23 protein-coding genes are annotated in these 22407 nt (G+C 46.3%); all 23 read right to left on the reverse strand.

Going from position 1 to position 22407, the window contains the following annotated elements; genetic code table 11:
- Positions 1–23 precede the first annotated feature (23 nt).
- The 23 genes from fliY to sucD all read right to left on the reverse strand — a co-directional run bounded on the left by fliY (position 24) and on the right by sucD (position 22383).
- Complete coding sequence (fliY, locus tag MKX59_RS17560; protein WP_028542722.1) at positions 24–1334, reverse strand: flagellar motor switch phosphatase FliY; 1311 nt, start codon at positions 1332–1334, stop codon at positions 24–26.
- On the reverse strand, positions 1324–2322 hold the full coding sequence (fliM, locus tag MKX59_RS17565) for a flagellar motor switch protein FliM (RefSeq protein WP_023988195.1): 999 nt from the start codon (positions 2320–2322) through the stop codon (positions 1324–1326). The genes fliY and fliM overlap by 11 nt, the downstream gene beginning before the upstream one ends.
- A gap of 43 nt (positions 2323–2365) precedes the next feature.
- Positions 2366–2839, reverse strand: a complete 474-nt coding sequence (locus MKX59_RS17570) for a flagellar basal body-associated FliL family protein (protein ID WP_023988194.1) — start codon at positions 2837–2839, stop codon at positions 2366–2368.
- Positions 2836–3060, reverse strand: a complete 225-nt coding sequence (locus MKX59_RS17575) for a flagellar FlbD family protein (protein ID WP_013309896.1) — start codon at positions 3058–3060, stop codon at positions 2836–2838. The genes MKX59_RS17570 and MKX59_RS17575 overlap by 4 nt, the downstream gene beginning before the upstream one ends.
- A gap of 60 nt (positions 3061–3120) precedes the next feature.
- Complete coding sequence (flgF, locus tag MKX59_RS17580; RefSeq protein ID WP_023988193.1) at positions 3121–3930, reverse strand: flagellar basal-body rod protein FlgF; 810 nt, start codon at positions 3928–3930, stop codon at positions 3121–3123.
- Positions 3931–4034: 104 nt separating this feature from the next.
- Positions 4035–4415 (reverse strand): TIGR02530 family flagellar biosynthesis protein, encoded by a 381-nt coding sequence (locus tag MKX59_RS17585; protein WP_023988192.1) that lies wholly within the window; start codon positions 4413–4415, stop codon positions 4035–4037.
- A complete protein-coding gene (locus MKX59_RS17590) occupies positions 4412–4945 on the reverse strand; it encodes a flagellar hook capping FlgD N-terminal domain-containing protein (protein ID WP_023988191.1) in 534 nt (177 codons plus the stop codon). Before MKX59_RS17590 ends, MKX59_RS17585 begins: the two co-directional genes overlap by 4 nt.
- A gap of 19 nt (positions 4946–4964) precedes the next feature.
- Complete coding sequence (locus MKX59_RS17595; protein ID WP_028542723.1) at positions 4965–6422, reverse strand: flagellar hook-length control protein FliK; 1458 nt, start codon at positions 6420–6422, stop codon at positions 4965–4967.
- A gap of 26 nt (positions 6423–6448) precedes the next feature.
- Positions 6449–7432 carry a magnesium transporter MgtE N-terminal domain-containing protein gene (locus tag MKX59_RS17600; protein WP_028542724.1) on the reverse strand — a complete coding sequence of 328 codons (984 nt, stop codon included), beginning with the start codon at positions 7430–7432 and terminating at the stop codon, positions 6449–6451.
- 47 nt (positions 7433–7479) lie between these two features.
- Entirely contained in the window at positions 7480–7923 is a 444-nt protein-coding gene (gene fliJ, locus MKX59_RS17605) for a flagellar export protein FliJ (protein ID WP_013309890.1), read from the reverse strand.
- Positions 7924–7933: 10 nt separating this feature from the next.
- Positions 7934–9253, reverse strand: coding sequence for a flagellar protein export ATPase FliI (gene fliI / locus MKX59_RS17610; protein WP_028542725.1), 1320 nt, complete (start codon positions 9251–9253; stop codon positions 7934–7936).
- Entirely contained in the window at positions 9240–10076 is an 837-nt protein-coding gene (locus MKX59_RS17615; protein ID WP_025723732.1) for a FliH/SctL family protein, read from the reverse strand. Before MKX59_RS17615 ends, fliI begins: the two co-directional genes overlap by 14 nt.
- Positions 10069–11085: a flagellar motor switch protein FliG gene (fliG, locus tag MKX59_RS17620; RefSeq protein ID WP_013370674.1), complete on the reverse strand. Its 1017-nt coding sequence runs from the start codon at positions 11083–11085 to the stop codon at positions 10069–10071. The genes MKX59_RS17615 and fliG overlap by 8 nt, the downstream gene beginning before the upstream one ends.
- A gap of 11 nt (positions 11086–11096) precedes the next feature.
- Positions 11097–12680, reverse strand: coding sequence for a flagellar basal-body MS-ring/collar protein FliF (gene fliF, locus MKX59_RS17625; RefSeq protein WP_160789836.1), 1584 nt, complete (start codon positions 12678–12680; stop codon positions 11097–11099).
- Positions 12681–12715: 35 nt separating this feature from the next.
- Entirely contained in the window at positions 12716–13030 is a 315-nt protein-coding gene (fliE, locus tag MKX59_RS17630; protein WP_007430020.1) for a flagellar hook-basal body complex protein FliE, read from the reverse strand.
- Positions 13031–13069: 39 nt separating this feature from the next.
- On the reverse strand, positions 13070–13522 hold the full coding sequence (flgC, locus tag MKX59_RS17635) for a flagellar basal body rod protein FlgC (RefSeq protein ID WP_028542726.1): 453 nt from the start codon (positions 13520–13522) through the stop codon (positions 13070–13072).
- A 6-nt stretch (positions 13523–13528) separates the two neighbouring features.
- Positions 13529–13936, reverse strand: coding sequence for a flagellar basal body rod protein FlgB (gene flgB, locus MKX59_RS17640; RefSeq protein WP_013309883.1), 408 nt, complete (start codon positions 13934–13936; stop codon positions 13529–13531).
- Positions 13937–14344: 408 nt separating this feature from the next.
- Positions 14345–15745, reverse strand: a complete 1401-nt coding sequence (gene hslU / locus MKX59_RS17645) for an ATP-dependent protease ATPase subunit HslU (RefSeq protein WP_023988186.1) — start codon at positions 15743–15745, stop codon at positions 14345–14347.
- Positions 15746–15781: 36 nt separating this feature from the next.
- Positions 15782–16324 (reverse strand): ATP-dependent protease subunit HslV, encoded by a 543-nt coding sequence (hslV, locus tag MKX59_RS17650; RefSeq protein WP_013309881.1) that lies wholly within the window; start codon positions 16322–16324, stop codon positions 15782–15784.
- Positions 16325–16350: 26 nt separating this feature from the next.
- Positions 16351–17691, reverse strand: coding sequence for an FADH(2)-oxidizing methylenetetrahydrofolate--tRNA-(uracil(54)-C(5))-methyltransferase TrmFO (trmFO, locus tag MKX59_RS17655; protein ID WP_023988185.1), 1341 nt, complete (start codon positions 17689–17691; stop codon positions 16351–16353).
- 27 nt (positions 17692–17718) lie between these two features.
- Complete coding sequence (topA, locus tag MKX59_RS17660; protein ID WP_028542727.1) at positions 17719–19821, reverse strand: type I DNA topoisomerase; 2103 nt, start codon at positions 19819–19821, stop codon at positions 17719–17721.
- A 286-nt stretch (positions 19822–20107) separates the two neighbouring features.
- Positions 20108–21226, reverse strand: a complete 1119-nt coding sequence (dprA, locus tag MKX59_RS17665) for a DNA-processing protein DprA (protein ID WP_028542728.1) — start codon at positions 21224–21226, stop codon at positions 20108–20110.
- Between the two features lie 227 nt (positions 21227–21453).
- Positions 21454–22383 (reverse strand): succinate--CoA ligase subunit alpha, encoded by a 930-nt coding sequence (gene sucD, locus MKX59_RS17670; RefSeq protein WP_028542729.1) that lies wholly within the window; start codon positions 22381–22383, stop codon positions 21454–21456.
- Between the last annotated feature and the right edge of the window lie 24 nt (positions 22384–22407).

The following is a 22407-nucleotide window of genomic DNA, read 5'->3' on the forward strand; positions in this document are numbered from 1 at the left end:
TAAATCCTCCCTAAATTATGCTTTTATTGTAATTTTTGAATACGGTCCCATTGGCTTACAATATCTGTTACACGCACGCCAAAGTTCTCGTCGATTACGACAACCTCGCCCTTGGCAATCAGTTTGTTGTTAACCAAAATGTCCACCGGCTCCCCGGCAAGCTTGTCCAGTTCAATAATTGAACCTTGTGAGAGCTCCAGAATATCTTTAATTTGCTTTTGGGTCCTTCCTAATTCTACGGTGACTCTAAGGGGAATGTCCATCAATAAATTTAAATTGTTTTCATCCACTTGCGCAAATGCACCGGACTGCAAGTTAGAAAATTGTACAGGTTGTACATTTACATTACGTCCCGGTACTGCGCCGTAGTGATGAGGCGTTCCGTAAGGAGCTTGCGGCGGTACACCAGCTGGCATTCCATAACCCGGTGTTCCATAGCCTGGAGCGCCCTGCTGCCCATATCCCGGGTCTTGAGGATACATTGGCGGTTGTTGCCCATAGCCTGCGTCTTGCGGCGCCTGCGCGGCTGCAGGCGGCTGCTGATAGGCTGGTGCAGGCGGTTGCTGCGGAACGCTAGCTTGTTGCGGCGCTTCAGGAGCTGCTGTTGCAGCTACCTGCTGTGCGGACGCTTGCGGTTGTTCCTCATCCTCTCCGCCATTCATTAGGATGCTCACCATTTTTTTGGCGAAATTAACAGGTAACAGTTGCATCAGCGTAGAGTCAATAAGATCCCCGATCAATAAACGGAAGGATACTGTAATGAGCGTCTCTTCATCCGGCAGACTGGATACTCCATCACCGTGCATAGGATCCAAAATATCAATCCCCGGTGGAGAGATATTAACAAAACGATTAAACATGGTAGACATAGAGGTCGCCGACGACCCCATCATCTGGTTCATCGCTTCCTGCACGGCACTGATGTGGATTTCATTCAATTCTTCATCTACTGGGTTTCCTTCACCACCAAGCATTAAGTCAGCTATCACTTGTGCATCACGCTTTTTGATTACGAGTGAGTTAATACCCTCGAATCCATCAACATAATTTACATGTACAGCTACGTGTGGCTTTGGAAATGCAGTTTCAAATTCAGAACGGGTAATAATTGAAACTTTAGGTGTCGTAATATCCACCTTTTGACCGAGCAGTGTGGAAAGAGCCGTAGCTGCGCTGCCGAACGTTATATTACCGATTTCCCCGAGAGCATCCTGCTCCAGAGGAGTCAGAAAATCGTCAACGGTCTTGTTGGCGGGAGTAGAATCCGTCCCCGCTTCAGACTGTTTCAGCAAGGCATCGATTTCCTCCTGGGACAAATAGTCTTTACTCGTCAATTTCTTCAACTCCTTCGTTGACAATTTCATCAATTTGTACGGCAACACGATCTCTTACCATGCCGGGACTTCCCATAAACTTCAATTTCTCGCCTACCCGGATGGATAGTCCTTCTTTGACAGGCTTGTTCAATGAAATGACATCCCCTACCGAAAGACCCAGAAACTCGGCTACATTTATCCGGGATTCACCCAACTCCGCAATAATAGGGAGCTCTGCTTTGGTGACCCGTAATCTCAAGGCGTCGATCTCTTCGGGCGCCCTTGATTTCTTTTCGGATGTAAACCACTGGTGCGTGGACAGTCTGGCCATAATGGGTTCCAATACCACGTGCGGGATACAGAGGTTAATCATCCCTGTGGTATCACCAATTTTGGTGCTAAGCGAAATCAGAGCAATCGTTTCATTCGGCGAAACAATCTGCATGAACTGCGGATTTGTTTCCATCGCCTCTAGGCGCGGTTCAATGTCCAGTACCGTTTTCCAAGCCTCTTGCAGGCTATCAAAGGTACGACTGAAAATCCGCTCCATGATCGTCGTCTCGATTTCGGTCAACGCAGCAACCTTTGACGGTGCCGAACCTGTTCCTCCGAGAAGCCTGTCCAACATGGCATAAGCAACGTTCGGGTGAACCTCAAGCACCATACGGCCTTCCAGCGGTTCAGCTTCAAAAATGTTTAGAATGGTCATTTTCGGAATGGAGCGAATGAATTCATCATAAGGAAGCTGCTCCACCTGAACGACATTAATTTGGACAAAAGTACGAAGCTGCGCTGAAAAATATGTGGTCAGATACCGTGCAAAGTTCTCGTGTATCCGCGTCAGACTCCGTATATGATCCTTGGAAAACCTCAGCGCTCTTTTAAAATCATAAGCGCGAACTTTCTTTTGGGTATCTTCCTTTTTAAGTTCTTCCGCATCCATTTCACCGGACGAAAGAGCTGCTAAAAGGGCATCAATTTCCCCTTGTGACAGTACATCCACCAATGTTATTCACCCCCTTACGTGTTCCTGACAAGTTCACCTGGAATCAAATGGCTGCCAGCAAAAAGTCTGTAATTTTGGCGTTCCCCAGGTGACCTTCAGGGAGCGACTTGTTGATGAGATCCGTCAGCTTGTCACTGAACTGGTCCCGGCCTTTAGCCGTTCTGAGCTCATCAGGTTTGGTGTCTGCAAGTAATTGAATAACGATGGGCTTAATACTGATATCTTTGATTTTTTCAAAAGATTCTTTTGCTTTGGCATCGTTCAATTGAAAAGATAGGTTCATCTGGACAATGTAATCTGCGTCTGCCAAATTCGTTTTGATACCGGTAATTTCAGAGCTCACTTCCACCAATTCATCTGCTGACAATCTTGGAAGTTGTTCTGCTTGAGCAGCTTGCGCATTCGGTATGACTTCCGACTTCTTCCCGCTAAGCGCTGGTATAAGTACAAAGGCCGCGCCTGCAATCAAAGTAATCGCGAGTAAAATTGTAATGAGCCATGGCAGCATCTTCTTCATTCGTCTTCCTCCATTTGTTGCACTTTTATCGTGGCGGCATGCATGCCGATTTCACGGCTGTAACCCTTGATCAAGGAGACGACATCTGCCGCTTTTTCCAATACAATCAACCGTTTCCCCGTCACCAAAGTGACGTATGTATCCGGTGTTTCCTCCACAGTCTCAATGAGCAGCGCATTAAGCCACATAGGCGAGCCGTTCAGCCGCGTTAACGGGATCATCGTAACACCAACCTCCTGATAGGTGCGGAGGAGCCTCTACTCCTCCGCGTTTAAATGAGATTATCGTTTCAAGTTTACAACTTCCTGAAGCACTTCATCCGAGGTCGTAATGATACGCGAGTTCGCTTGGAATCCGCGCTGAGCTACGATCATTTCGGTAAATTCGCCTGTCAGATCAACGTTGGACATTTCCAGCTGACCCGCGATGATAGCTCCACGCCCCTCTGAGTTGGCTGCTCCAGGCTCAATTGCATCAATATTTGAGTTGACCGTAGTACGGTACAAGCTCCCACCGATTTTTTCTAAACCTTCTGGATTCGTGACTCTGGCTAATCCAATTTGTGTACCATTATCAACTGTTCCGTCATCCAATTGTTGTACAATTGTACCGTCCTGTGAGATAGAGACTGCCGTAACATTGTCAGCAAGTGTGATTGGATCTCCACCCAAATCTCCCACAAAAAATCCATCGGAAGTAACCAGATTCCGGTTTGCATCTATGTGGAAATCACCCGCACGAGTCAGATAAGGAACTTCCTGTGCATCATTCATTTTGACCAGGAAAAATCCGTCACCGTTAATACGTAAATCCGTTGGGTTGTTCGTAGTCATTGCACTACCTGGAAGATGCAGTGTATCAATTGAGCTGACCGATACCCCCAAACCTACCTGCTTGGCATTCTGCCCGGCGGTTGTTGTTCCGTCTGGTGCACTTGCGCCTGAACTCGTTTGGCTCAAGATATCCTTGAACATTACTCGGCTGGACTTGAAGCCTGTAGTATTTACGTTTGCAATGTTGTTACCGATAACGTCCAGCTTCGTTTGAAAGCCCTTCATGCCCGATACACCTGAATACATTGATCTCAACATTGAGTATAAATCCTCCTCTGATTGGTTGCTTAGTTGACCGCATCAGTCGATCCGCGGCTTTTTCATGGCTTTCCTATTCGGGCCAGCCACTTCGTATACATTTTTCATGAAATAATTACAGCACTATCTATCTGCGTAAATACGTTATCCTCCATGGATTTCTTATCCATCGCGGTAACAACTGTTCGATTAGGTACACTTACAATCAAAGCCATATCCTGCATTAAAATCAATGATTCTTTGGCGCCTTTGGCAGCTGCTTTATCCACAGCAGAGTTGATTTTCGCCATTTGGTCACTTCTCAACTCTATTCCCCGCTGCTCCAGACGCTTGGCTGCATGGTTGCTCAGCTTGAGCACCTGATCCTGCAACACCTGACCGAACGGTCTGGCATCCTTGGATACCGAATTCACTCGGTTTTGTGTGATTGCTGCCGGGGGCACGTTGGCGGGAAAAAGGCGTCCGACCGTTATCCTGTCATTCATGAGTTCTCACCGCTTCCAGTAGAGGAAGAAGATGAAGTATCCGATGTACCTGTAGCGGGAGTCGTTGTGTTAGCTTGGCTCACTGATGTTACATCTTTTAATGCCACCTCAGCCGCTCCCATTTTGGCATACTGCACACCGTCGCGAATAACGATGGAATCTACGATTCCACTTTTTACTGTACCCGCACCTGTTTCACCTGTAATGGAGTCTTTTTTACCTGCCTCAATCCAGCTGACTTCTTTTCCTATCAAACCGGAAGCCGTACCTAAAGACTGTCCCAATGCATTCAACTGCGTAGAAATGTTCATTAGTTGTTCTACCGAGGAAAACTGGGCCATTTGAGCGATAAATTCTTTATCCTCCAAAGGCTGCATCGGATCCTGATTTTGTAGCTGGGTGATCAAAATTTTCAGAAATTGATCTTTACCCATCGTTTTAGTATCCTTGGCACTTGCTGTTTTGACATTATTCACATTGTAATTCGGCCAGACGTTACTGGTGGATACATTGTTGTCTGTAGTCGTCATTGTGTTCTCACCTCCATCATTACGCTTGTGCTGTAAAGGAGCCTGTCCGATTCATATCATCTGCGCGTTGTTCTGCTGTCCAGTTACGAAGCTCTTCTGCCATTTCAGCTACCTTCATAGCATCCTCGCTCTCTTCTCTACCACGAGCTTTGGAACGTTGGTTGGATTGCTGCTGCTGATTAGCTCCAGATCCGCGTCCATCCTGATACATATGGGAGGAAAGCGACTCATTGTGCGTTACTTCTACCTTATCTACCTGGATACCTTGGCTCTGCAGGCTCGAACGCAGCTGCGACATTTGCTGTTCCAGCAAATCCTTCGCTCCGCTATGCTCAGTCATGAACTGGGCAACCAGATGACCATTTTGCATCGTCAGCTTAACCTCCAGCTGGCCCAGATGATCTGGACGAAGCATGATGGTCGCTTCCGTCAAACCAGTGCGTTTTACAATGTCAAGTTTCTGAACTACAAATTCGGTCATCTCCTTGGCAAATTGCCGTACATGTACGACTGGTTGAGCTGGAGCCGAAGGTGTTGTTCCTTGCGTTTGTACCGAAAGCTGTCCCGCAGTTGTGATCACTGGAGTCTGATTGTCAGTTGCTGTCGGATCCGCTTGCTCAGTTGCATCTACGAATGCACTCGCTTCATCCGCTCCAGTCGTCTTAACTGTAGACTGAACGAGAATATTAGTTGATGAACGTTGCCCTTCTGAACCTTGCTGATTAGTTTCGCCCTGACTTGCTTGCTGCTGAGAAACAACAACCTGTTTGTCTGTAGTAGCTGTAGCTACGGTCTGAGTACCATTTGCTCGATTTGCAGAAGGCTGAACCGCTTGTGAGTCCCCACCATCAGCAAGTTCCACAGCTTTCATTACACCATTCCACTGCTCATCGGAAATAGCTCCCGTCCCTGCCGTTGCGCTTTGGAGCGATTGTAGCAACTGTGCCACCTGGGACTTTTGGTCTCCAGAAGCCTGCTCTGCTACATTGGCAAGTTGTGACAAAGCGTCCTGCAATGCAAATCGAAGAGTAGCCGGGTTGGCTGCCAAGGCTGTTAAGCCTGTCGCCTCTGACGTTTCTCCACCGTTTAACTGTTGATTTGTTCCGTCGCCTTGCAAAAACTGTTGTACTTGCTGAATCCACGCTTGCAGAGAAGCAAGCAGAGCAGGATCGGCAGCTACCTGATCATCCAGCTTTTCGAGATTTTGCAGCAAAGGAGCCAGTGTTTCGACCAGCGGCTCGGTTGGAGCTTCCGTGGATTCTCCGGTTGCAATCAGCGGAAGTACCATAACTAATGGAGAACCGTTCGCATCTGTGCCTGCTGAGTCCGTTTGCCCGCCTGTCATCATTTGCGTAAGTGTTTGATTAAAAGCACCCGTGGTTGCTCCGGCAGCCGTGGCTGTACTCGTTGTTGAGGCTGTCGTACTGCTAGCTGTTTGACTGGAGCTGAGCGATACACTTTGAGAAATAAGGGTCATTTATTTTTCACCTCCCTTCATTTAAATTACTTACTGCCCATCAGTTTGTTCAAAATTTTTGCAGTCTGAGCCGCATCCTTGGCAGACATATTTTGTAGTAAAGAACCACGTGTCGAATCATCTACTGTATTTAATATGTTTAATGCCTTGTCTGGACTGATTTTGTAAGTTTGTAAAATAAGTTCGGCACCGCTCTTCTTGTCCATGGAAGCAAATGTGCTACTGATTTGAGTGCTTTGCAAACTCTTACTCGTCGTGCCAGCTGTGGTACCTTGATCCTTTTTCAGACGAGACTGCAACGCAGCAACTGACAAATCCGTAGATGGCGTTACGTTTTTCAGAGCCATAGTAATATCGGCTGCTTTTTTAGCGTCCATCTTTTGCAAAATCTTTGCACTGTTGGCAGGGTCCATGTAGCTTAGCAGCTGCACAGTCTCTTCCGTAGTCAGATTCTCCATAATCGGTGCCGCTTTACTAGCTGTCATTCCTTCATACATGCTAGCAAGATCTCTGGCCTGTTTTACATAAGGATCTTCATTTGTTGTTCCACCTGTAGTTTGCGTACCAGCCTGTCCCTGCTGACTGGCCTGTGGCTGCTGTTCCTGTTGCGTTTGCAGCGTATTGACCTGATTCTGCAGTTCAGTAACCTTTTTATCTTGTGTCGTCTTAGCAGCGGTAGCCTTTTTAAGCTCCTCCGTCTGCTTGGCTAAATCTGACTTTAACTGCTGAATGGTTGCTTCAGAACTTTCAGACTGTGCCTTCTGATCTGCCTCTTTCGTCTGGGTAGCCTTATCTTTCGGTTCAGGCACCCAATTTTTAACAACTGGTATTTTGTTCCCTAATGAAATCATTTCGCTTCTGAAGTCCATATTGAACAATGTAAGCAGGACCCCGACCAGAACGATTGTGAACACAATCGGAATCAGGAAAAACATAAACCGTTCAAATCCCCCGCCTGATTCTTTTCCTAAATCCATATCCAGTTCATTTTCTGCTAACTTCTGTGCCATCGTCTTCCTCCTCAGGCAGCTGATATGCGTATCCTATGACTTTCCGCTTACCGGGCTTTCATGGCAAATCGCACGGAAGCCATTTCATCCAGCTCGTTCTGCTCGCGCAGGAGCATTTCCTGTTGGAATTTCACGTTGGCCTTCTCTCTCGCTTTCAGCCAAACCTGTTCATCCAGCATTTTATCGGTCAAAACGGTTTGTTTGCTTTGCACATTTTGCTGCGCATATTGAACATCCCTATGCTTGCGTGTAATACATTGGTCCAGATGATTAACATAAGCCTGTAATTCCTGAATGGTAGAGAGTGGCGCGCAATCCTCGGCAGCCTTTTGAATGGCTGATATGACCCGATTCCTTTCGCCTACAAGCTGTGTTAATGTCTGCTCCTCAGCCTGCAATTGTCCAACAGCACTGGAAAGCAACCATTCGGCCTGTGACTTTTCGTTGGTTTTCAAGTCTACAACTTTCTGAAAGGAATACTGAAATCTCATCGTTCAACCTTCATCTCCTCATAAATTCAGAAATCAAACGCTCCCTTACCTCGTCCAGCTCAGCCTTTTCATCTGTTCTTTGTCTTGTAAAATCCCATATATCCCGTATACGCTCCATGGATTCGTCAATTTCTGCATTTGAACCCTGCTGATAGGCCCCGATATTAATCAGGTCCTCCGAATCTTTGTAAACGGCCATCAAGCGCTTAATGTTCTCGGCAGCGTCTATCTGATCTCGTGGTGCGATATCCTTCATAACCCGGCTAATACTCGCTAACACATCAATTGCGGGAAAATGTCCTTTGTTCGCAATCCCACGATTCAAGACAATGTGTCCATCCAAAATCCCGCGCACCGCATCCGCGATGGGCTCGTTCATATCATCACCATCGACCAGCACCGTATAAAAAGCGGTTATGGAGCCAGTAGGACCTGTCCCTGCACGTTCTAGAAGCTTAGGTAGACTAGCAAACACGGAAGGTGTGTACCCTCTCATTGCTGGCGGCTCCCCTACGGCTAGTCCCACTTCACGTTGGGCCATCGCATACCGGGTAACTGAATCCATCATCAGCATGACATTTAACCCTCGATCCCGAAAATATTCCGCGATCGTCGTTGCAATAAGTGCACCCTTAATACGGATTAACGCAGGCTGGTCGGAAGTTGCCACAATGACCACGGAACGTTCTAGTCCCTCCGGACCTAAATCCCGTTCAATAAAGTCCAGCACCTCGCGTCCACGTTCCCCGATCAAGGCAATTACATTCACATCAGCTTCCGTATTACGAGCAATCATTCCCATCAAGGTACTTTTACCTACACCCGAACCTGCAAAAATACCAACCCGTTGTCCTTTACCGATAGTAAGCAACCCGTCGATAGCGCGCACCCCGATACTGATTGGTTCCTGCACACGCGGACGATTCAGCGGATTGGACGGAATATTGAAGGTTGAATATCTCGCCATTCGAGAGGGAATCAATGAGCCATCCAGAGGCTGACCCAATCCGTCCAGTACTTTGCCTAACAGCTCCGACCCGACCTGCACATTCAACGGTTTCCCTGTTCCTACAACATCACAACCGGGACCAATGGATTGCAGTTCTCCAAGTGGCATCAGAAGCACTTTATTGTCCCTGAAGCCTACGACCTCCGCTTGCAACGGCTTTGCCGTTTTACCCGGATAAATGTAACAAACATCCCCGATACTGGCGTCTGGACCTTCCGATTCAACCATCAGGCCGATAACCTGCGTAACCTTGCCATTTACCCGAACCGGGTCCAGCTGGCGCAAATGATCCATGTAGCGCTGCGCATTAAGCCCCTTCATGTCTTCGCTCCTCATTCTCATGTGCCAGACGCAATAATTCCTTTTTGATCTCAGCTAATTGCGTATCAATCCGCGCATCCACACTTCCAAAGGAAGAACGGATAACACAACCGCGATCTTTCACAGTACCATCAGGAATAATTTGCAGTTCTGCCTGCGAATCGACAGTTAATGACAATTCTTCTCGTGCACCTTGCACAAATGCGAAATGCTGAGGCGACACACACAATGTAATGGTTCCTTTTTCCCGCTTACGAGCCAAATTTTTACGAATTAATTCAATCGTGTATTCAGGCTCAAGGCTAAGCTGTTTCTCAATGACCTTCTCAGCAATAGCACTACTCAGTTCAACCAGGAAAGGCTCAGCTTCCTGAATCAGTTGTTCCTTGATCTCATAGGCCTGACGCAGAATATCCTGTGCTTCTTCCATCATCTGCTCTGATTTCGTCTGGAGCTCGGCCTCAGCCAGCTTCTGACCTTCTTCATATCCTTGCTGAAACCCATCAGCTTTTAACGACTGAGTTAACTGCTCGTCATGCTCGCGTCGTTCCTGCCACCAGGCTTCAATCTGCTGCTGTGCCTCCTGAAGCATCCGTTCCGCTTCTTCAGCTGCCTCGCGAACCTGACGTTCGGCAAAATCCTTAGCATCATTCAGCATTTCATCCCGTAGTCGTTCAGCCTCGTGATCTCGCTGAGGCTCCGGTTCCGTATATTCAGTTGTGATTTCTTCATCCGTCGTTTCTGGCGCATACGTATGTGCCACATCAATTGTTTTCAAAGCCTCTACAGGAACATATTGGAAAGATTTGATCAAGTTAGACAATGATGTCATCTCCTCCGCCGCGTGCGATTATAATCTCACCGGCCTCTTCCAATCTGCGGATTGTCGATACGATACGTGTCTGTGCTTCTTCCACATCACGCAACCGCACCGGTCCCATGTACTCCATTTCCTCTTTGAAGGTTTCTGCCATACGTTTCGACATATTTCGGAAAATCACATCGCGTACTTCTTCACTGGACACTTTAAGCGCCAATTGCAAATCTGCATTGTCGATATCGCGGATAATGCGCTGAATGGAACGGTTGTCCACATTGACGATATCCTCGAACACGAACATTCTTTTCTTGATTTCCTCAGCCAGTTCTGGATCTTGAATTTCAAGCGAGTCGAGAATCGTACGTTCGGTTCCGCGGTCTACGCCATTCAAAATCTGAACAATGGACTCGATACCGCCCGCATTCGTGTAATCCTGCGTTGCGGTTGCAGATAGCTTTTGCTCTAACACTCGTTCCACCTGGGAAATAACTTCCGGAGATGTACTGTCCATGACAGCGACACGCCGGGCCACATCTGCCTGTTTTTCCTGTGGCAGAGACGACAGAATTGCAGCCGCCTGCTCGAATTGCAAGTACGAAAGCACGAGAGCAATCGTTTGCGGATTCTCATTCTGTATAAAATTCAATATCTGGTTTGGATCAGCCTTGCGGGCAAAATCGAAGGGTCTTACCTGTAACGTCGCTGTTAGACGGTTAATGACCTCAACTGCTTTTTGCGATCCGAGTGCTTTTTCCAATATTTCTTTAGCGTAATTAATACCGCCTTGGGAAATGTACTCCTGAGCCAAACAAATTTGATGAAACTCGGCCATGATGGAGTCCTTCTCAATGGCATCGACCTTCCGCACATTGGCAATTTCCAATGTAAGTTGCTCGATCTCCTCATCACGCAAATGCTTGAATATTTGAGCAGATACCTCTGGTCCCATTGTGATCAGAAGTATAGCTGCTTTCTGTCTTCCCGTTAAACCTTGACTGCTTGCCTTTGCCAATGAACTCACCTCTATTCGTCAGCCAGCCATGTACGAAGCAGATTGACGAATTCGTCGGGTTTCTTTTTCGCCAGACTTTCAAGCTGTTTACGCACTTGACTTTCATTTGTCACACTTTCCATGGTAATAGACGGGAACTCCGTCGGCGTTGGCATGAGTTGCAATTCTTCATCCAACTCTTCTTCCTGCTTACGACGACCGCGTACGATGAGGAAGATTACCCCCGCCAGCAGTGCCAGAACAGCAGCTCCGATGCCCCATAGCCAAGGGTTGGAAGCTGAGAAGAATGTATTCGTGCTCGCAGGTGCTGGAACAGCTTGTGAGAACACTGAAACCTTCTTAGCCAAATCAGCGTCTGTAATAGTAGTACCAGAATTCGCCAAAGATGCTCTTACAATATTAACCAAAATATTTTGAATTGCTGTCTGAGTTGCAGTATCCAACGTTTGCTGACCTGTTGGTGGTTCAACTGCAACATTAATGGTTAAATCTTTTACAGTGTACGGACTTTGGATAATATCCCTTGCAATTCGGTTAACTTCGTAGTTAATCGTACTTGAGCTCTTATCTGAGCTGGTATTACCGGAATTAGCTCCTCCCGGGTAGCCCGGAACATCCTGTGTTCCTGTTCCTGCAACTCCTCCGGTTTGTCCACTACTGCCCGTATAGCTTTCCTGAATTTGTTGGGCACTAATTTCAATACCCTTCATTTTCGTTTGATCAACAGGTGTGACCATTTGTTCTTTTGATGTGACTTTGTCGAAATTTAGCTGGGACATAACCAGCACGTTTACCTTGTCGTCTCCAACAATTTTCGACAAAAATTGTTGGACATTATTCCTTACATCGCTCTCAAACTTCTTCTGTAGAGCCATGTTTTCCTGAACACCACTAGTGAGCCCACCTTGGCCGCCCTTGGCCGTTGGAATCAACTCATATTCCTTATTGGTGATCGTAATGTTTTCCACTGGCAGATTCGGTACGGCCGTTTTTACCAGATTAAAATATCCGTCGATCGCTTGCTGATTTGGAGTAAAGCCAGGCTCGAATTCCATTTGAATCGAAGCGGAGGCTTTGTCCTTTTCTTCAAGTCCGGCAAAAATGTTTTCCTTTGGCATATTAATGACAGCTTTGGAGCTTTGGACACCATCCATCCGTTCCAACAGTTGCTGTATTTCGCCGTTCAATGCATTATTGTACTTCACATTGAACTCGTTCTCCGTCATACCAATGGCAGAGGAGGACTGGTCAAAAGCACTCATGCCGATTGAACCCTTCTGAATCAGGCCTTGAGACCCAACATCTACCTTCGCCTTATCCGCATTAGCGGTTGGAACTGCGATTTGTGTCCCACCAGCATTAAGTTGATACGGTATACCCGCAGAATCGAGATATTTAATGACTCCGGCTGCATCGTTAGCATTTAAATCTCGGAAAGCCACTTCATACTCGGTTTTAGTAAACTGCATCGTTAGCACTACAACGGCGATAATGATGAATGCTAATGTCGAAACAAGTAATATCTTCTGTTTTTTGCTGAAATTATTCCAATACCCGGAAATCTTATCCCGATATTGGGCGATTCTCTCGTTCACTCCGTCACCCCATCCGAAACTTTGCTAAACCCTCTTTACATCTGTGTACGCATGATCTCCTGATAGGCTTCGATCGCTTTGTTTCGGACCTGTGTAGTAAGCTGCAGGGAAAGCAGCGCTTGTTGGGAAGTGATCATGACCTGATCTACATCAACTTTGCCTGCCATGAATTGGTCGGACATCTGGTGCGTAGCGGCTTCCTGCTGCCCTACTTCATTGAGAGCATCCTTTAGGAAGGAACCAAAATCCTTCAAGGATTCGGAAGGCGTCGCTTTCGTCAACTCATTGTTAGGCGATTGAATCTGCTGTATTACCGGTGTCTGTACATTAAACATGGCGTTCTGAATCATGTTTTACTCTCCCTATTAAGTAGTTAGTAGTCCTAGAACTTAGCGACCGATTTCAAGCGCTTTGGAAACCATAGCCTTTGATGCATTCAGAGCTGTTACATTGGCTTCGTATGAGCGTGTTGCGGAAATCATGTCGACCATTTCTTTCATAATGTCTACATTAGGCATATATACATAGCCATCTTTATCAGCGTCCGGGTGACCCGGATTGTACACAGGCTTCAAAGGTGACTGATCTTCCTGAATTTGCGAAACCTTAACGCCAGCAGCGTTTGTGCTACTTCCTTCCATTTGAGCCTTTAAAACATCGGCAAAGCCAGATTGGTTCGGCTCCAAAACAACCGTTTTTCTCCGATATGGAACTGCTTGTCCATTCTCTACTTTCGCCCGAGTTGTCTCTGCGTTGGCAATGTTGCTAGATATAACGTCCATCCGCAACCGTTGGGCCGTAAGAGCAGATGCACTAATATCAAAGCCGTTGTTAATCTTCACCTAGTCCTATCTCCCTTCTACCGCTGTTCTCATCATTTTGATGCGCTCATTAATTTCTTGGATGTAGGTATTATATCTTAGTTGATTTTCAGCCATAAGACTCATTTCTCTGTCGATATCTACGTTGTTCATATTGTTATTCATGACTGAGTACCCATCTTTGGTGACCGTGGCATCTGGAATGGAGTTCACAGGTCCTATTTGAAAATGTCTTGAATTGGTTACTTTTCCACGTAGTGGTGTGACATCACCGTCCATTTGCTGCTGAAGCAGTTCTTCAAATGAAACCTCCGAACGCTTAAAATACGGGGTATCCGCATTGGATATATTGTCCGCCATCACACGTTGTCTCGTATTTGCCGCCTGTACACCTGCCTGAAGCTTTTGAAAGCTCATATCACCCAGCAGATTCATTTAGCTCCTCCCTCCCAGCGTCTACTCCAAAGTAAGATTCAATAAAACAAGATTTTTCACTTTTTTTCGACAATAAAATTTCATAATTATACATTTCTTTTAGGTCTTAAGTAGAAAATAATAACTTTCTGTCATATATTCTAAGTTTCGTAGAGTTGGGACCTAATTACAATAAGAAAAAAGCCCTATCTTTTTTAAAAAAGAGGGCTTTAGATGCATAAAATGTTAAATTTTTCAGGTTTATTTCAAGAAAATGAATGTTTTCTTAGCACTTTACACCTGTAAAAGATTATACGTCCTACTTTTGGAATAGACAGAAAAATCATCAACTTGACCATTATCTAGGTCTAAACGACGGTGCAAGATAGTGTTATTCTGGACCACACACCCTATTTTTAGAAACCCTATTCATAAAATATACTGACTAAGGTCCCTGTTTTGGGCAATATCTCCCAGCTTCTCACGTACATATTCCGGGGTAATGATCATACGATCCAATGTAAGCTCTGGTGCTTCAAACGACAGATCCTCCAGCAGCTTTTCTAGAATGGTATGCAAACGACGTGCGCCAATATTTTCGGTGTTGCGATTTACAGACTCAGCAATGCTGGCAATCTCACGGATCGCTTCCGCAGAAAATTCGACTTCAATCTCCTCAGTACGGAGTAGATCAGTGTATTGCTTGGTCAGCGCATTTTTAGGCTCCGTCAGTATCGACACAAACTCATCCAAAGTCAGGCTACTTAATTCCACACGGATTGGAAAACGGCCCTGAAGCTCAGGGATCAGGTCAGATGGTTTTGCAACATGAAAAGCTCCTGCAGCAATAAACAGAATGTAATCTGTTCTTACCGGACCGTATTTGGTCATGATGGTAGATCCCTCGACAATAGGTAAAATATCGCGCTGGACGCCTTCTCTCGACACATCGGGGCCGCTCCCCTTACCCTGGCTGGCAATCTTATCTATTTCATCAATAAAAATAATACCGGATTGCTCAGCACGCTTCACAGACTCCTGAATCACATCATCCATATCGATCAATTTGGCAGCTTCATCTTGAATTAGCACCTTGCGAGCTTCCTTGACTGGTAGCTTGCGCTTCTTCGTCCGCTTGGGCAGAAAACTTCCGAACATCTCCTGCATATTCATACCCATTTGTTCATTCCCTTGCCCAGCAAACATATCGAGCATATTGGGTGCAGTATCCTCCACATCAATCTCTATAACATCATCCTCAAGCTTACCAGACAACAGATCGAATTTAACCTTACGGCGCTTTTCTGCCAAAGATCCATCCTGTTGTGGTGGTTCTTCTTCTACCGAAGTTCCCGTGTTATTGCCAAATAGCATTTCAAAGGGATTACGTTGCGATTTGTTTGACTTTTCTGCAGGTACAAGGATGCTGACAATCCGTTCATTTGCCATGTCTTCCGCTTTGTCCTTCACATTCTCTGTTCGTTCCGTCTTAACGATGCGAATAGAGGTTTCCATCAGATCACGCACCATGGATTCCACATCACGACCGACGTAACCCACTTCTGTAAATTTGGTCGCCTCTACCTTGACAAAAGGAGCCCCCACGAGCCGTGCAAGTCTACGTGCAATTTCAGTTTTACCCACACCTGTTGGTCCGATCATCAAAATATTTTTAGGCACAATTTCATCCCGGATATCATCCGGTAGCTTACTACGCCGATAACGGTTACGCAAGGCAACAGCAACAGATTTTTTAGCTTCCTTTTGTCCGACAATATACTTATCCAGCTCGGATACCACTTGTCTGGGCGTCAACGATTGATTATTCATTTTGCACTCCTCCACCCTTGAATACTCAGAGCCGATTTACAGTTCTTCCACGATAATCTGATTGTTCGTATACACACATATTTCCGAAGCAACCTCTAGCGCTTCCCGTGCCATGTCCTTTGCTTCCATGCCAGAGCCATGGCGTTTGAAAGCACGGGCAGCCGCCAATGCAAAATTACCACCTGAGCCAATCGCAAGCACATCATCATCCGGCTCGATAATTTCGCCGCCTCCAGAAATGAGCAGCATTCCGGATGAGTCCATCACAATCATGAGCGCTTCCAGCTTGCGCAGAATACGATCCTGACGCCAGTCCTTGGCCAGTTCCACGGCTGCTCTTTGAAGATTTCCGTGGTGTTCCTCTAGCTTATTTTCGAACTTTTCAAATAACGTGATAGCATCTGCCACCGATCCCGCAAATCCCGCAACGACCTGACCACGATACAATCTGCGCACTTTTTTTGCCGTCTGCTTCATTACAACACTGTTGCCGAACGTTACCTGTCCATCACCCGCAATAGCTCCTTTGCCATTGTGGCGTACAGCGCAGATGGTGGTAGCATGAAAGGACATATCCATAACGCGCTCCTCCTTTTCCTTCATCCTTATGCCTGTACTTCAGCTGACATAACTCCCGTTTCGTTGATATAACCATGCAAACTTTCCAGCGCGCGATTAGCGAGAGCTTCATTTTTTTCCTTTTTATTACGAATCCGTTTCTCCAACTTTGGAAGCAAACCAAAATTTGCATTCATCGGTTGAAAATGCTTAAAATCAGCGGTCGTAATATACCGTGCCATGCTGCCTAATGTCGTTTCCGCAGGAAATACAAACATTTCCTGTCCACGCGCTGCTCGTGCCGCATTCATCCCGGCCAGCAGACCAGAAGCCGCCGACTCCACATATCCCTCTACACCGGTCATTTGTCCGGCGAAGAACAGATTGCTTCTTCCTTTGAACTGATAGGTTGGATGAAGTTGTTGCGGAGAATTAATAAAGGTATTGCGATGCATCACACCGTAACGTACAAACTCTGCCTCTTCAAGACCCGGAATCATTGAAAATACACGCTTTTGCTCCCCCCATTTGAGGTGAGTCTGGAAACCAACCAGATTATACAGCGTTCCTGCGGCGTTATCCTGCCGAAGCTGAACAACTGCGTGGGGCAGTTCACCTGTATGTGGATTTACGAGACCCACAGGTTTCATCGGTCCGAACAATGCCGTTTGTTTCCCACGTTGCATCATCACTTCGATGGGCATACAGCCTTCGAAATAAATTTCTTTTTCGAATTCCTTGACTTGCGCTACCTCAGCCGTAATCAGAGCCTCATAAAAAGCATCAAATTCCGCTTCGTTCATCGGACAATTCAAGTACGCTGCTTCTCCCTTATCATAACGGGAAGCCAGATAAACCTTGCTCATGTCGATAGAGTCCTTTTCTACAATCGGGGCTGCCGCATCGTAAAAATAAAAATACTCCTCTCCCATCAGCGATTTAATCTGTTCCGACAAAGCTGGAGAAGTTAAAGGCCCCGTCGCAATGACCACAATACCGTCCTGTGGGATTTCCTGAAGCTCTTCATTAACAACCTCGATCAAAGGGTGTTGATGAAGCGTATCAGTAATATGACCGGAAAATCCGTCACGATCCACTGCCAATGCACCGCCAGCCGGAACAGCATGACGATCTGCTGCACTCAGAATCAAGGAGTTCAGTATTCTCATCTCTTCCTTCAGTACGCCTACTGCATTCGTTAGGCCGTTTGCCCGCAAGGAATTACTGCATACCAGTTCGGCAAATTTATCTGTATGATGTGCTGGTGTTTTTACAACCGGCCTCATTTCATACAACTTAACTGGCACTCCACGGCTTGCAATTTGCCAGGCAGCTTCGCTGCCCGCCAAACCTGCTCCGATGACCGTTACCTTTTGTAGTTCACTCACGTTTAAATCCCCCTGCTATTGTTGTTCTTAAGAAGTCTCTACGCTCTCATCGCTCTCTTCCAGCATTTCGCTGTGATCGCAGACAGTACAGTTGAGCTTCGTTCCTTGTTTTGTACGTTTTTCGACCATTAGGCTACTGCAACTTGGGCAAGGCTTAATGGACGGTTTATCCCAGGAAACAAAATCACATTCCGGGTAGCGGTCACATCCATAGAAGACACGTCCCTTTTTACTCCGTCGTTCGACGACATGACCCTCACCGCATGTAGGACAATTAATCCCGATATCCTTAACAATTGGCTTTGTGTTACGGCAATCTGGAAAAGCAGAACAGGCCAGGAATTTACCAAATCGGCCAAGCTTATACACCATTTGGCTGCCACACTTATCACAAATGACATCGGATACTTCATCTTTTATTTCAATTTCTTTCATTTCTTCTTCAGCCACTTCAAGTCGCTTCTCGAATGACTCGTAAAAGTCACTCAACACCTTGACCCAATTACCTTCGCCTTCTTCGACGTGGTCAAGATCACCTTCCATATTAGCTGTAAACTCCACATTCAGAATCTCTGGGAAGAACTCCTCCATCTGTTCGATGACCAATTCGCCCAGCTCTGTAGGGAAAAACTTCTTCTCTTCAATAGCAACGTAACCACGTTTCTGAATGGTTTCCAGCGTTGGTGCATACGTACTTGGACGTCCTATACCCAGTTCTTCCAGCGTCTTCACCAGTCGCGCTTCCGTATAACGGGGAGGAGGTTGTGTAAAATGCTGCTTCGGCTCAACCGCTTCTTTTTTTAATTTATCGCCTGGTTGAAGTGGTGGCAGCAGTTTATCTTCTTCGGTTTTACCGTCGTCATTTCCCTCTACATACACTTTCATGAAACCTGGAAAACGAACCTTAGAACCTGCTGCCCGGAATATCGTCTCACCCGCTTCAATATCTACGGACAAAGTATCCATAATAGCAGAAGCCATCTGGCTGGCCATGAAACGTTCCCATACCAATTTGTACAAACGGAACTGATCCCGACTCATAAACGGCTTAACTGTTTCCGGATCGCGTAACGCAGAGGTTGGACGAATCGCTTCATGCGCATCCTGGGCGTTGGCCGCTTTTTTTGAATATTGACGAGGAGTTTCAGGTACAAAAGCTTCGCCATATTTTTGAATAATTAATTCTTTCGCTTCCTCTTGAGCTGAAGCGGCGATCCGTGTGGAATCCGTACGCATATACGTAATCAGACCCACGGTCCCTTCTTTACCTAAATCCACACCCTCATATAGCTGCTGAGCTACAGACATCGTTTTAGATGCACGGAAGTTGAGCTTCCGAGCCGCCTCCTGCTGCAAGGAACTTGTTGTGAATGGAGGAGAAGGATTGCGTAAACGCTCTTTCTCTTTAACATCGCGTACCTTGTAGGACGATTTTCCGATAGCTTCTAACACTTCTTGTACATCCGCTTCGCTAGAGAGTTCTTTCTTTTCACCGCGCAGCTTATGAAATTTCGCTTCAAAGGTACTGTCTTTAATAGCTAGTTTAGCTGTAATCGTCCAGTATTCTTCCGGTACAAACTCATTGATCTCGTTTTCCCGGTCCAAAATAATTTTCACCGCAACCGACTGCACACGCCCAGCGGATAGGCCCTTTTTTACCTTTTTCCAGAGCAACGGGCTGATTTTGTAGCCAACAAGTCGATCCAGTATCCGTCGTGCCTGCTGAGCATTGACCAAATCCATATTGATTTTACGGGGTGTTTTAAAAGCATCTTTGACAGCCTGCTTCGTAATTTCATTAAATACAACACGGCAATCTGCTGTATCGTCCAGTTCCAGCGCATGCGCCAGATGCCAGGCAATAGCTTCACCTTCGCGATCCGGGTCAGCCGCCAGATATACTTTTTTTACTTTTTTTCGGGCATCCTTTAATTCTTTTAGAATTGAGCCTTTACCTCGAATGGTAATGTATTTGGGATTAAAATCATTTTCGACCTCTACGCCGATCTGACTCTTCGGTAAATCCCTGATATGACCCATGGAAGCCTTGACGATATATTTGCTGCCTAAGTATTTGCCGATCGTCTTCGCCTTGGAAGGCGATTCCACGATGACGAGTGAATCCGCCATAGGCTCTTCCTCCTCTCAATTACACACATGAATATGATAGACTTCCTGAAATGTGGTGAGTTATGACGCGATAGAGAGCTTCACAGATTGGTCATTCTTCCGGATCGCTGAGATTCTTCAGAAAAATCCCATCTGCTCCGCTGCTGCGAGTCATAATGTCAACACATTTCAGGAAGTGGGGAAGGAGTAGGAATCCGCGACGCGGATGAATGCCATACTGCCCTCCACCTGATGTTTAAAATTGAATTTGTGCATTTACTAACTAAGGACTTTGCAAAAACAACTACTAAATAAGCTTGTATTTTGTGCCCGCTAGCTGGGCGATCCTTTTTTTTATGATTAACGATAACAGAACTGCGTGTAAAAGTCCAAAATCCCATGCCGTAGCATCAAGCAGTTCATCCAGTGTCATGGTTCCCTGTTCAAGCAACAGTATGACACGGTTTTCCTCAGAAGTCTCACTTTCTGGCACTTTGGAGACCTCCTTCAGATTAAGACTCTGCTCTCTATTGTATGAAGAAACCTCCCTTGTACGCAAATCTGCTTCATACTCCTCAATAATATCCGAAGCTTCAGTGACCGTTTTTGCCCCTTGCTTAATCAAGCTCAGCGTACCTCTACTCTTCGGTGACGTAATGGGTCCGGGAACAGCAAACACATCTCGATTTGCCTCCAGTGCAGCATCAGCGGTAATCAAGGAGCCGCTTCTTGCATCTGCTTCGACAACAAGCGTTCCCTTCGTTAGACCGGCTATAATCCGATTACGTTGTGGAAACATTCCTGGATGCGACCTCGTGCCTGGAGGATACTCTGATAAGATCAAGCCATTGCTAGCCATCTCTGCAAATAAAGACGCATTTTGGGGAGGATAAATTTGATCAATCGCTGTTCCCAGTACACCAATCGTGTTTCCTCCCCGGCGCAGGGCTGTTTCGTGACAAATACTGTCAATCCCTCTCGCCAATCCGCTAACGATTGTAATCCCTGCATTACATAATCCCTCTGTTAGTATCTCCGCTGCTCTACGTCCATAAGCGGTAGGAACGCGAGTTCCTACCATGGCTACAGAACATGTATGCAAAAGTGATTTATCCCCTTTTGTATACATTACCCAAGGTGGGTCAACTGTTTCCTTCATTAATAGGGGATAATCCTCGTCCACATAAGTTACCGTTCCAATATCACCGGATTGAACTCGCTGATATCTTTCATGCACCCATTCTTCATCATAACACTGAGCCGCAATGCGTGCCTGAGCAGGGCTTAACCCTATCTCGATCCACTTCTGTTCGCTAAAATGCAGTAGTTCATGCAATTGATAGTCACTCGACCAAATACGCTGAATTGTTTTTCTTCCGATTCCCTCTAACTCATGTAAACCTAACAAAAGCCATCTTTCTTCCAAACTATGGTTCCCCCATTCACGGAAGAGTGAACCCTCCCTTATTTTGTGGCACAATGAATCATTTTGCAAGCGTTTCCCTGACAAGCCTGTCTTAACGCAAAAAAAGCAACCTTTTCATCCCCTGTTTCAGAAGATAAAAAGGTTGCTTACCTTTCTTTCATTATACACTAGCCTGCGGCAAATTTCGATGCAGTTTTATGGCCTGTATATTAATGAAGAAACACGATTTAATGTGTCGTACACAAATTCAAAATACCACGTGCTTCCAGCACACTTACCAGTGTCGAGCCCATTTCGGAAGGAGTCGGTGCCACCTTGATCCCACAGGCTTCAAGCGTGGCAATTTTCTCTTTGGCCGTTCCTTTTCCACCAGAAATAATGGCACCTGCATGCCCCATCCGTTTGCCTGGAGGCGCAGTCACACCGCCGATAAAACCAACCACTGGCTTCGTCATATTGTCCCTGATCCACTCGGCAGCCTCTTCCTCGGCTGTACCACCAATTTCTCCGATCATAATGACAGCATGAGTGTTGGGGTCCTCATTGAAGCGTTGCAAAATATCAATGAATTCTGAACCTTTAACGGGGTCACCGCCAATACCAACCGCAGAAGATTGTCCTATACCTCGGGTCGTTAACTGATGCACTGCTTCATAGGTCAAAGTACCACTACGTGACACAACGCCTACATGACCTGGTAGATGAATGTAACCTGGCATAATACCGATTTTACATTCTCCTGGCGTAATAACGCCCGGGCAGTTAGGGCCAATCAGAACGGTCTTTTTACCTTCCATAAAACGTTTGACCCTGATCATATCAAGCACCGGAATGCCCTCCGTGATACAAATCACGAGATCTAATTCCGCATCTACAGCCTCCAAAATGGAATCTGCGGCAAAAGCTGGTGGCACGTAAATCACGCTCGCTGTTGCGCTAGTAGCTTCCTTGGCTTCGCTCACTGTATTAAACACCGGCAATTTGACCTGTTGTCCGTTCTCCAGTGTAATTTCTACCTCGGTGCCTCCCTTACCTGGAGAGGTGCCACCTACCATTTGTGTACCGTAATCAAGTGCACCCTTGGCATGAAACAACGCCGTTTTTCCCGTAATCCCCTGTGTAATCACCTTTGTATGCTTATCGACCAAAATACTCACGATCTTCACATCCCCTATCGTTTA

It is taken from the genome of Paenibacillus sp. FSL R7-0340 (assembly GCF_038002205.1).
GTDB classification, from domain to species: Bacteria; Bacillota; Bacilli; order Paenibacillales; family Paenibacillaceae; genus Paenibacillus; species Paenibacillus polymyxa_B.